This is a genomic window from Clostridium sp. Marseille-P2415 (assembly GCF_900155545.1).
Taxonomy (GTDB): domain Bacteria; phylum Bacillota; class Clostridia; order Lachnospirales; family Lachnospiraceae; genus Lacrimispora.
Window position 1 is genome coordinate 2893344 of record NZ_LT732526.1, and the last position, 12985, is coordinate 2906328.

Genomic DNA, 12985 nt, shown 5'->3' on the forward strand with positions numbered 1-12985 from the left:
TAGTCGCTTTTCTTACCGCATACTATCGTCTCCTAAGCTTCGCCTTGAACATATTAAACAGCAAAACGATAGTCTTTGCATTCAGAACAAACAACACCGCAAAGCACACTATTGATGTTACATACCTGAGTACTCCATCTATTGTGATCATTAAAACACATTGCCCTGTTAAAATAACCATTGATAGAAGCACCTGCGTAACCTGAACTTCGAACTGTATATACTTTTGAGAATCGATCATTCTGAACACAAATACAACGAAGTATGCTACAGCTGTAGCTATTACCGCACCCTGAATTCCTATGGTTGGAATCAGTATTGTATTTAAAACAATGTTGATCACAGCTGCAATTAATGTAGTTGACATTATACTTACATTCTTTTTTGCCGATGTGTATATAGCTCCAAAGAAAGCGGCATAAGACTGGAAAATACTTCCCAATAAAAGCAGCGGAACATACTGCCAGCTTTCTACAAAGTTTACACCAACATAAATCTGCATAAATGGCTTAATTATAAGAACAATTCCAGATGCAACCATAACCAACATACAATTAAATACTGTGAAGGTTCTGGAATAGAACTTTCCATCTCTCGTTGTATCATATTCGGAAACAGAAGAGATGATCCAAGCTTGATTGAAAATATTGGTCAGCGTGGTGAGAATCGACGGTATTTTAGATGCAACAGAATAGATTCCAGAAGCTGAGGCAGAATCAAAATATTCTATCATAATCTTGTCAGATGAATTGATAATCCACCACGAAATGTTATTGAGAATCATCGGTAGTGAATAAATCACCATGTCCTTTAATAATTTCTTGTTGACACGGTTTTTTTTGCAGCTTCCAAATACATTCCCAAATATACATAATATAATTATCGATCCAACTGTAGAAATAATAATAGCATAAAAATATCCTTTCAATCCCAGTTTAACAACAGTCAGAAGCACAATATTGCTTATCATAAGGAACAATGTATATAAAATAGAGTCAATAGCAAAAAGCTTTGTTTTTCCGATAGCCTTCAAGTAAATAGAAAGTGCATTTCGAACCATATACACAATGGTCAATATCAAGAAATACTGCGTCCATCCATCAATAGCTTTATACAGACCAATGAACGGATACAATAGGCAGGTCACAATCGATCCTATGGCAAGAATCAGGATCGTATTCTTTAACACCTCCCCTGATTTATTATTTTTATCAAGTACAAATCTTAATGTTGCGTCTTGGATGGAAACTGATACGAAAGGTATAAGCAGATTGGTTCCGGTTATAACCAATTCACTGATACCATATTCTGTCGTAGTCAAAGCGTTGGTATACAGCGGCATAAGAATGAACACTATAAATTTAGACCCAAGGTTTCCAAGCGCAAATAAGGATGTATTCAATATCAACTGGAAATATTTATTATCTTTAGATACCACTATATACTTTCCTCCTGTCAAATAGCCTTCTTAATATGACTATCCCAAGACCAATTCTTTTAGTCCATCTATCCTCTTGATATATGCATCCATGCCTTCATAGGCTCGCATGATACTATCGTAATTCTGCTCTACTTTAATAAATGCATCTAGGATATCCGTGCTACCTTTCAAATGCTTGCTGTCAACAACCGTATATTCCGGCATACCGATGTCCCCTGCAATTCCTCGGGCTTTTACCGAATAACCAAGAGCAATGCACGGAACATGAGTACTGTATGCAGAGATGACGGAATGAGTGCGTCCACCGACAAAGTACTTACATTTCGAAATAGCATATCGAATCTGCAAATAAGACATCTTCTCTGAATCTAATACATGAACCTTATTTCCATACTTCTTTATGTATTTTGCAATTGACTTCCGATCATCCTGTTCTTTCCAGAACACATGAGGAATAAAGCACACTTCCATGCCCTGTGACAGGACATATTCGATGAACTTATTCATATTTTCTTCGAACAAACCATCAGCATCTGTAAAGGGGCTGGAGTTGATACCGACAACCTTTTTGCCAAAATAATTAGGTAGCGGACACTTTACAGGTTTAAGCGAAAAAGCTGGATCCGGATAAAGATAATTCTTCAATCCGAGATCAGTCATAGTTTTTGCAGATATTGTTTCGCGCGTGATAATAAGATCATAGTTTCTTAACCCAGCTACTACCTTATCATCAAGGAATTTTTTCTCCATTGAGACTCCAAAGAGTACTGGCTTTATACCCTTTTTCCTTGCCTTCTTCGCTATCAGGTTGGGAAGTGCGGAGGCTCCTTTGTAGCAATAGATATCACCGCCAGTTATAAAAATGGCATCCCCTGGTTTTGCGGTATTTACATAATAGCCACTCATCAGTTCATTATAAAAATATGGCAGCTTCATTTTCTGCAGTACCCTGCACATTAATCTTGCCGTTTCTACTCCATTATTGTCCTTGGTTTGCTTTAATACTCCGACTTTATTTAATCCCAATTTTAAATCGCCAGCATAGTCATACGGAGAAATGTCAAATAGTATTAATTGATCCTTATTTAAATCTAAAATTTTAGCAATGCCCCTCGCTATGCCTTCACAGCCTCGATTCCCGCAGCCTAAATGATATGGTAATAAAACTCTCATTTCATAATGTCCTCATATTTATGTATTTTCAAATTAAATCTCTTCTTTCAGTGGTACAAGCTTCAGCAACTCATCTACATTAGACTCATTGATTTCTATCTTGTGCCACCCTTTGATTCGATCAATAACCGCTTGGTCAAATTTAGAATAATCAATCTTCTGTAATTTATTGCACACTTCCTGACTGAATCGGTATTTGATAATCTTATGACCGGCGTATATCGCATACGGTGGAACCTCACAGCTTACTACAGAACCTGCACCAATCACACATCCCTGATGTAAAATAGCTCCACCAAGTATTGATGCTCCTTGCCCAAGCCAAACATCATCTTCTACAATGATGCTGGTCTTTTTCTCCCAATCATAATACCGCTCATGATACTCATAAACCTGCCATCCCCACGATGAGAAGAAACGATAATTGTGAGGATTTATGATGAACTGAACTCCCGGAGCAATTGAGCAAAAGCTACCGATTTTAACTGTACGAATTGGATTGGTACCAAGGTTAATGTTCAGCTCTCCATAGGTTTTCTTTCCTACAGATACCTTCTGCTCATTAAATATAGTATTTGCATTAGTATAATTGTGGGGATTATGTTTTCTCCATTTATATCTGATAACAATCCCTCGTATCTTATTCTTTATTCCAAACAACTCTGCTACCTCTTTTCATATACATTCTCCTTATGTGTATATAGAAGTGAATACTTACGGCTTCTAATTCGCAATTGATCCTCAATCAATCGAATCAAAAGCGCGATAATATGCGCTGTGATCATTCCTGCGTATTCCAAACGACCAACAGCAAAATTTCCAGTCACATAGAAGCTCAGATAATACAGGAAAATAAACACCGTGCTAATACGCAAGGTTGGCTTTCTTAACAGCCTACACATAAAGTATGACCACAAAGCTGTGAAACCAACACAGCTAAAGATTCCAAAATCTGTATAGATGTAGCCCAAATATGTGATGAAAACTGGTCCAATACTTGGATATCCAATCTCCGCTTGAATATTTTCCCAACTATAGGATATTCCAAAATAGTGGTTCAACAGCCTTCCGATGATTGTTTTGCCATATGCAAAATCCTCCAAAGACCCTGTTACTTTGCTAAACTCAATTGGGCCATGTCCCAAATAAAACGATATGTTTCTAAGGAGTAAATTTCCTCCACCAGTGTCGGTAGCAAGTCTAGACATTGTAACGGCTAAGAAAAACGAAACCACAACTCCACCGCACACAGCCCCTAAGATTATGAGTTTCCTTTTTGAGCCCTTGCTCATATACTTAAAAAATGTCAACACCATAAGGAATGAACAAAATACAAAAATGAGCAATCCGCCACGTGCTGCATTTGCAGATGCATAGATATAATAAATTGTAAATGTCGTCACAAGGAGACCCACTGCTGTTTTAACACGATATCTTTCCTTAAACATAAGCAGCGCAATGAAAATACTTAAATATTTGAATTGAATACAAAGTTTATAGCATAAATTTGCGACAAAATTATTCGTTATTACCAGCGTTGATTCATTATCACTGTTTCCATACAAAGATGAACGTAATGCACCGAGGTCTCCTGTTTCTAGAATACTTCTAATATTGCTGAATGAAAGTATAACAAATATAAGTGCCAACAAAATATAAATGTAAGCATAATAACCCATATATTGTTTTGCACCTTTTCTTTCACCCATATCTCCTAAAGATGAATCGTGATCAAAAACCTCAAATGGTTTGAAAGCAATCAGGTTGCAGATGATAATCAGTGCATATCCCCACCAAGTCGTATCTGACAGATCATACCACTTGTTATGCCATGTACTAATTCCAACCAAATTAGCTTGATACACTTTACCGAGCACACAGAAAACCGAAGAAACCGCATACTCACACCATAACGCAATGTATATAATATTCCTTCTTTTCAATATTGATCGAATCGTGATTACGCACGTAATGACTGCGTAGCATACCAAATAAAAAAGTCCCAATCGTTCGGCCTCCTGTATTTCCTTTAAATCTATTTTCCCTTAAATCGTTTTATAGCTTTATCGTATATTTTGTCCCCTAATAATCTTCTTCCGATGCGTTTCATTACAAAGGCTAAGAATGTTCTGTAATATGCATAATAAATTCCTCGCTTATTATATCTTTCGGTAAAGACATCCACCTTTGAACTTCTGACAGTTGGATGATTTAAAGCATCATTTTCCTTCAACAATGCAGTATTTCTTTCTTCATATTGAATAGATGAACAGGTTTCTGCCACCAACCTTTGTCCCACTTCTGAATTCGGAAGAACGCATGAATATCCCTTTCCCTGCTCGGTATAGTCTCCGATAGTGAGATCCCCAACTCTCTTCCTTTGAGCATATCTGCATTTATAGCAACTTTCTCTTAAGGATGTATAAGTAAGAAAAAGCACATAATATGGATTATCATATCCATTTATTGAATATGTTTTTCCAGATCTATCCTTCAAATTTAAGAAAAAACTAAGACCTCGTCTGAATGAAATCGTCTCAACCATGTCATCTGTTATTTTTTTAATTTGTTTCTTCAGCATTTCAGCGCTTGGTACTCCATGGCATACCAAGTCAATACATATTAATTTACTTTTGTCTCCTACAAGATTTTTTACTGCAGAAACCTGACAAGGACATCCTATAAAGAGTACTTTGTGCTCTTTTACATCCTTCAGAATATTTTCATAAGTATCTTTTTCAATCGTACTATGGACATATTTGCTTCCCTGAATGGCTGGCAATTCCTGCACCGAAGCTATCCTTGAATGCTGCACTCTTTGCTTATCAACATCCCAAACTGCCGCATACGTAATACCTCCCTCTGAAAGAATAAGACGTGCTATTTCATAAGCAATTCCGCCAGAAGAGGATTTCTTCAATACATCTTTTTGCTTCGTAATTGCTCTGTAGAATATGTCTACTTCATCATGTAGCTTTGTATTATTTGCGGCACATACTTTGAGACACCTACCACAGTTAATGCACTCCTCATTTGACTTATAGAGAAGTTCACCTCTACGCCCACGCTCAGCGTATATGGCATTTTTCGGACAGACCGAATAACAAGCTTCACAACCGCAGCAGTTATCTCCAATACAGTTAATGTTTCCCGAACTCATCCAATGCCCCCTTAATGGCCTCCAGATAACCTAGTCCGGTATATGTATCCGGCTCAAGATAGTTGCCCTCGCCCCATTCATTCCATGCGCGAATGAATATTAGCTGATTCTCTGGCTTCTTATCTTTAACAATCTCTAACGCATTTTTTACATAATCTTTAAAAAGATCAGGCGTGCAACCAGTGTAAATCAGTTCTTTTCCCTTTGAACGTGGAGAGTGATCAAAGCGCGGGAATATCTCCGGGAAGACTCTCTCATCCTTGTCATATTCCTTCATGACCCACTTTATGGTCGATCCATAATTATATGTGTTCGGGATGTTTAATTTTTTCCGAATCACATACTTACCCTTACAATATAGATTTCGATACATTACCTTCCTATATTGGGAATCCATAATAGCATCATAAGCGCCATGGTACAAGCCGTTCAGTCCTAACAGGCCTCCAACTCCTGACTCGCTCAATACAGTAGATTCCTTATAGTGTGCTGCATGTGCAATAAAAAAGAATTCACCAAGGCCTTCTTTCGCTGCAAGCCTTCTCCACAAAGACAGTATCTTCTCAATCTCCGGAGAATTCAATGGAAGATCAACCGCAAACATGATCTTTCCATCATGTCGCATATATCGCTCATCTTTGAACGCAGGTAGAAGCGTATAAAAATGCCTGATAGCATCTTCTTCTCCCGGATAGACCTGCTCTACAAGGAGCTTGTCTCCAGTGCCGTTGGCGTTCCATAGCTTTTTTGACCATGAGCCGTTAGCCCAGTGCAACATAAACGGGAACTTATAATTCTTGTCTGCTAATATAGCCTGGAAAGGTTTCTCCAAAAGCTGCTTACCATTTCCAAACCAATAATGATAGAATGAAAATCCATTTACCCCGTATTTCTGTGCCATTTCAGCCTGTGCATACCTTACTTCTGGAACCCGAAGATCATAGAATCCAAGGTCAGCTGGAACTCTCGGCTGTTTATGTCCGGCGAAAAGTGGTTTTGCCTTTGCGACATTAGTCCATTCCGTAAACCCTTTTCCATACCATTCATCATTCTCTGGAATGGGATGAAACTGAGGTAAATATAATGCTATAATTTTTGCCATATATTTATTCAACTCCTTCTATCTGGGCATTCATCCATATGATTACCAATCTTATATACCAAAACAAGCCACTGAAATTTCCAACTATTATTAATGTGACCTTTGAATTGTTTCTATTTCTTTGCTTTCTCCAATAGTTGGGAATAGAAGATCCTCCAATATAATTCTTTTTTATTATATTTGTAATAAACGACTACATCATCAAGCGTCTCTGGTAGCTAAGATATATCAGATAAGACTGATCTGATATCATTTCCTATTACATCAAATATAATATTACTTTTATACTGACTATTTTCTGCTGTGCCTATATGTTATACTTAATCCTTCAATAAAATCAAATGAAAATATTATTTCTAAGTTTTTCTGCCTCTTTTTTCCAACTAAATTTTTGAGCTTGTTTTATTCCCTTTTTTTTAATTAAAGATAGTTCGTTTTCTGTAAGAGAAAGCACATTAAGGATTTCTTTTTTAAGTCCTTCACAATCTCTATTAGGGAAAAAAAATGCAGCATTTCCCAGTACCTCTGGCAGCGATGCTGCATCGGAAGATACAACTGGAATCCCCATTGACATAGCCTCTATAGGAGGGACACCAAAGCCTTCATATATAGATGGAAATACAAACAATCGTGCATTTCTATACACATATGGAAGCAAATTATCATCAACAAAACCTGTGAAATGAATTCTATCCACTGTGTTTTTTTTCAAATTTGCCAACAAATCATCTACAAGCCAACCTTTTCTTCCAGCCAGCACTAAATCAATATTGACTTTGCCTTCAGTCAAAAGTTGATCATAAGCCTCAACTAATAAACGAAGATTCTTGCGCGGTTCTAATGTTGAAAGACACAAAAGATACTCATCTGGTAATTTATATTCAGTAATAGCCTTCTTATTTTTTTCTATATCATACGTAAAATTTTCAAAACAATCTGCAATTCCATCATATATTACATTGATTTGTGATGGTGATTTTTTTAAGATTATTTGTATTCTCTCTTTAGAAAATTCTGAGACAGTAACCACTTGCTTATTTCCATATGCTGCCTTCCAATACATAATTTTAAAGTATACTGTCATATATTTTTTATTTTTGCTCGGACAATCCCAACATCCTACATCATGAATCGTACTGATAGCTTTCTTGTTAAAAAAGAAAAAAGGTGCCGGAAAAGCTGGGAAGAAATAGTAATCCGCTTTTATTTTCATTAATGCTGATGGAAGTATCACTTGATTGAAAATCAATTTATTTTTCCCTTTCAGTACTATGCTCTTTACATTCGGTTCTATACTTTTAAATTCTTCATGAATGCTATTTTTAAACAGTAAAATATACTTTATATCTTTTCTTTTATTATCTACTATTAATTCTTTTGTAATGCTAAGTGCAAATCTCTCTATTCCAGAAAAATTATCTGCGAGAGAAGTTAAATCTATTAGCACCCTCATGTCCACACCCCACATTTTTAATTTCAAACTTACTAAAATCCAGTCCTTTTCAGACGTACAGAATAGTTTCTGTAATCACGATCATATTATATCTATAATAAAACAGAGAGCGTCTTAAATGATTTATATTTTATAGTATCAACAGCATTCAACTTATCCGAAAATGATCATTACTTCCATCATTTACATAATCAATAAATATAAATGAGGTAAATTTAAAAATACCGTCAATAATATTTTTCATGATTATAGACAAGCGTGATTACAGTAATAAGTATTTCCTTTCATTGCTACACACCCTGTTTTTTATATTTTAAAGCCAAACCTATAATTTTCCGATCATCAACCAGATATCGTTTTGCCATTCTTTTAGGATCTTGTGTGATGCGAAATACCCACTCAAGTCCATGATTAGACATCCACTTTGGTGCGCGTTTAATATTTCCTGCTTCAAAATTAAAACTTGCTCCTAATCCTAATGAAATTGGAACGCACAATTCTTTGCAATGATGGTACATGAACTTCTCCTGTTTCGGACAACCTAATCCAACAATCAAAATTTGGGGATTCGCTTCTTTTATCATCACTTTGATCTTTGCCATTTCTCCTATATCTTTTTCAAAGCCAAACGGTGGTGAATATGTACCAACTATCTGCAACCCCTTATATCGATTTACAAGATTCTTCGCTGCTTTTGCAGCAACACCTTCAGCAGCGCCAAGGAAAAACATTTTATATCCTTTTTCCGCAGCCATTTTACATAAAAGTGGAAACAGATCAGAACCGGATATTTTTTCTTTAATTGGAGTTCCATACCACTTCGCAATCCACAAAAGAGGCTTTCCATCAGTCAAAATCAGAGAAGCATTCTTATACACAGCCTGCAATTCCTTGCTTGTTTCTAATTGTACAATATGATCCACATTTGGCGTTACTACATAAGAACCTTTGTTTTCCTCAATCAACAAGTCGATAGCCTGCAATGCTTCTTCCATTGTCAGATTGTCTATTTCTGTGTTCATAAAATTCATTCTTGCCATTTATATCCTCCCCGCAACAGGAAAAACAAGCTAACATCTTATCTTTAGTACTGTCGCATCACCAATAATCATGCATCTTCCTATTCCAACTGGTAAAAACATTGTCTCCCCTTTGCTGAATCATATCGGTTTTTGATCCGCTTCTATAGTCTCGATTTGTCCGTATCCATTCAAACACATCAGCACCTGAAACGAATTCTTAAGCACTGAGAATGAGAGACCTTTTTTCATTTGAATTCACTCCGCTTCAAAATACTTGCAACGGCACAACAATTCGCATGAACACCCCGGATAACATTTCACCAATCGCGGCTTTTGCTTCGCCTCTGACGCAATTCCCATATTCATGACCTGCACTGCTTTATCAAAATGCAACTCTCTTTTTTTCCCATTCCTTGTCTACACGGTGGAGTAGTATCATAATGGAGTCATATCAATTTTCTTTCCATATTCCTCACGAAGCCTTGTTCCGCCCCAGAGATAATCTTTTCCAGTCGGTAGTAATTTCAGAATTTCCATTTTCCCTACCGCCTTTTACTCCATTGAAAATTTGATCTTATCGTTTACACTGATTTCATCACCCAACTGAACTTCAACAATATCAATAGCAGTAATTGCTTCTACAGTATGTTTACAACCTGCTGCGATGGTGATTACATCTCCAGTGCGAAGTATCTGCTCCATACCGTCTACAACTGCTTTGCCCTTACCTGACACAACCGTCCAAACTTCCTCCCGATAATTGTGCATATGGTAACTCATTCTTTCTCCAACCTTCATAGAAACCTTGACAGTCATGGAACCTGGCTGGACATCAATGACGGTATAGGATCCCCATGACTTCTCAGCATACATTGCCTCAGTCTCGATTTTTTCAACATACGGTTTCATATAGCCGCTTCGTTCTCTGTCAGAAATTAAAATACCATCTCCGCTGGCTGCAACAATTAAGCCCTTGCATCCCATACAAAGAATTGGGATATTTAATTCGTTCACAACATTGGTATTCTCACAAGTCTCATCAAGAATTGCTCTACCCTTGGTCTTGTCAGCCATAACCTCTGCCATCATGTTCCATGTTCCGACATCCTTCCAATCACCGCTGTACCGCAGAACTTGAATACTTGTTTCTCTCTCAACGACTGCGTAATCAAAGCTGATTTTAGTAAGCGTATCGTATTTGCTAAACAGATCCCGGTAATCCTCAAATTCAATCATACTGTGGGCTTTATCCAACAAGTAACCCAACCTGAATGCAAAGATACCCGCGTTCCACAAAGCCTTCTGATCCAGATATTTCTTTGCAGTATCAGTGGCAGGTTTTTCCTTGAATTCTTTGACCCTGCTGACGTTATCGCCGCTTTCCGGAATAATATATCCGTACTTTTCGCTCGGATACGTCGGCTCGATACCCATTAGCGTCAGATTAGCCTCTCCATGTTCCGCCAGTTCCTGCAAGGTCTTGACTGCCTCGTAATATGTATTGTCTACGTAGGGATCAACTGGGCAGACCACAACAGCTTCTTCAGAGCCTATATGAAGCTCATCTTGCAGATAAGCCGCCGCCAATACGATAGCCGGGAACGTATCACGGCGGCAAGGCTCAACGCAGATGGATGCTTTCTCTCCCAGCTGGTTTTTAATGGCGCTCGCCTGTGATTTACTGGTCGCAATCGTAATCCTGGCATCGCAGTCCACCGTGGTGATCTGGCGGTAAACTCTCTGAACCATCGACTCATACTCACCATTGTCATCCTTGAACAATTTAATAAACTGTTTGCTGTGCACATCATTGGATAAAGGCCAAAGACGCTTGCCACTACCACCAGAAAGTAAAATGATATTCATAATCCTTGTCCTCCCTGTTATTTCAATCCCAATTTGCCCTGGATCTTGTCCTGGATTTCTTTCAACTTCTTCTCAGCAGCACTCTGATCCGAGCCCTTAATGCTGTAGTACAGCTTAATCTTTGGTTCTGTACCAGAACGCCGTACAGCAATCCAAGAGCCATCTTCCAAAACATATTTCAGGACGTTGGAAGTCGGCAATATACCAAATCCAGGCTCAGCCTCTATCAGAATACTGTAATCAATCACAGCCTTTGTTCCCTCAAATGGGGAACCGGAATCACGGAGGGCGGCCATCAAAGAACTTATCTTCTCCAGCCCATCTTTCCCTTTAAGGGTAAAACTGTCCAAAGCGTCACGGTAATAGCCATATTCCGCATAGATTTCATCCATCTCATCCAGTAGAGATTTACCGTTAGCTTTTGCTTCTGCTGCCATCTCACAAATCAACAAAGAACTAACAACTGCGTCTTTATCCCTCGCATGGGTACCAGCAAGATAACCATAAGATTCCTCATAACCAAACAGGAAGTCATAATCCTGCTCCTTATTACCCTTCAGCTTTGCCTGCTCAAACTGGGTAATCTTCTCTCCAATGAACTTAAAGCCGGTCAAAGTTGAAAACACAGCGATACCACGCTTACGGGCAATATCTGCACCAAGTTCCGATGTGACAACCGTCTTAACCACTGCGGGATGCTGATATTTGTTCATATCCGTATGGCTCAGAATGAAATCCATCAGCAATGCGCCAACTTGATTGCCCGTCAGCAGCTGATATTCTCCCTCAACCTTCTTAATGGCAACACCCACACGGTCGCTATCAGGATCCGTGCCAAGAACAATATCCGCATCCGTGCGCTTTGCCTGCGCAATACCAAGTTCCAGCGCCCGACGGTCTTCCGGATTCGGAGAAACAACAGTCGGGAAATTTCCGTCTGGAACAACTTGCTCTGCAACTGCATCCACTTGATTGAAGCCATCCAAACGGAGTGCTTTCTGCACAGGGACATTACCCGTACCATGCAGCGGAGTATAAACAATTTTCAGCTTGCTCTTTGCTTCGCTACTGTCATAACGGCTCTGTTTCATAACAGCCATCACAAAGTTGTCAGTTACATCTGCCATCGAAACCAGCGAATCATCACCAGTAAAATTGATAGTGTGATAATCTGTGATGGCATCGACATAGGCTGTAACTTGTTTTGCCTGCCTAGGAACCAGCTGGCAACCAAACTCGTCATAAACTTTGTAGCCGTTGTACTCTTTCGGATTATGGCTTGCGGTCACGACAACGCCAGCAAGCGCATTCCAAAACTTTACGGAAAAACTGAGCTGAGGAGTAGGCCGGGCATGGACATGAAGATAGACTTTTATGCCCATGCCACTCAGAACATCCACCGCTGTTTTTGAGAAATATTCACTATTATTGCGAGTATCATATCCAATGACAATGCCTCGCTTTTTACAATCATCTGCACCATAGGTATCAAGCAGATATCTTCCCAAACCAGTAGTTGCTTTGCCCACGGTGTATTTGTTCATACGGTTCGTTCCTGCGCCCATCACGCCTCGTAACCCCCCCGTACCAAACTCAAGGTCGCGATAGAATCGGTCTTCTATTTCCTTTTCATCAGTAAGCGTTGCAAGTTCTTTACGGGTTTTTTCATCAAAGAACTCATCATTTAACCACTGTTCGTATATTTTCTTGTAAACCATCTTCATTAACTCTCCCAACCTGCTATTTTTAAAACACAGAAAATCTACCA

10 protein-coding genes are annotated in these 12985 nt (G+C 38.5%); all 10 read right to left on the bottom strand.

Annotated elements, in window-relative coordinates; translation table 11 throughout:
* Positions 1-22 precede the first annotated feature (22 nt).
* The gene (locus BQ9856_RS18155) at positions 23-1438 is read right to left on the bottom strand and encodes an oligosaccharide flippase family protein (RefSeq protein WP_159442030.1); all 1416 of its coding nucleotides are present in this window, start codon (positions 1436-1438) and stop codon (positions 23-25) included.
* A gap of 39 nt (positions 1439-1477) precedes the next feature.
* Positions 1478-2614: a polysaccharide pyruvyl transferase family protein gene (locus BQ9856_RS18160; RefSeq protein ID WP_077612282.1), complete on the bottom strand. Its 1137-nt coding sequence runs from the start codon at positions 2612-2614 to the stop codon at positions 1478-1480.
* Positions 2615-2647: 33 nt separating this feature from the next.
* A complete protein-coding gene (locus tag BQ9856_RS18165; RefSeq protein ID WP_077612283.1) occupies positions 2648-3274 on the bottom strand; it encodes a hypothetical protein in 627 nt (208 codons plus the stop codon).
* Positions 3275-3279: 5 nt separating this feature from the next.
* Positions 3280-4620 carry an oligosaccharide repeat unit polymerase gene (locus tag BQ9856_RS18170; RefSeq protein ID WP_159442031.1) on the bottom strand — a complete coding sequence of 447 codons (1341 nt, stop codon included), beginning with the start codon at positions 4618-4620 and terminating at the stop codon, positions 3280-3282.
* Between the two features lie 29 nt (positions 4621-4649).
* On the bottom strand, positions 4650-5774 hold the full coding sequence (locus tag BQ9856_RS18175) for a Coenzyme F420 hydrogenase/dehydrogenase, beta subunit C-terminal domain (protein WP_077612285.1): 1125 nt from the start codon (positions 5772-5774) through the stop codon (positions 4650-4652).
* Positions 5755-6876 (bottom strand): glycosyltransferase WbsX family protein, encoded by a 1122-nt coding sequence (locus tag BQ9856_RS18180; protein WP_077612286.1) that lies wholly within the window; start codon positions 6874-6876, stop codon positions 5755-5757. Before BQ9856_RS18180 ends, BQ9856_RS18175 begins: the two co-directional genes overlap by 20 nt.
* A gap of 337 nt (positions 6877-7213) precedes the next feature.
* A complete protein-coding gene (locus BQ9856_RS18185) occupies positions 7214-8356 on the bottom strand; it encodes a glycosyltransferase family 4 protein (RefSeq protein ID WP_139348726.1) in 1143 nt (380 codons plus the stop codon).
* Between the two features lie 263 nt (positions 8357-8619).
* Positions 8620-9369 carry a WecB/TagA/CpsF family glycosyltransferase gene (locus BQ9856_RS18190; protein ID WP_077612288.1) on the bottom strand — a complete coding sequence of 250 codons (750 nt, stop codon included), beginning with the start codon at positions 9367-9369 and terminating at the stop codon, positions 8620-8622.
* A gap of 534 nt (positions 9370-9903) precedes the next feature.
* Positions 9904-11217, bottom strand: coding sequence for a sugar phosphate nucleotidyltransferase (locus BQ9856_RS18200; protein WP_077612289.1), 1314 nt, complete (start codon positions 11215-11217; stop codon positions 9904-9906).
* A gap of 17 nt (positions 11218-11234) precedes the next feature.
* Positions 11235-12935: a phospho-sugar mutase gene (locus BQ9856_RS18205; RefSeq protein WP_077613439.1), complete on the bottom strand. Its 1701-nt coding sequence runs from the start codon at positions 12933-12935 to the stop codon at positions 11235-11237.
* Positions 12936-12985 lie beyond the last annotated feature (50 nt).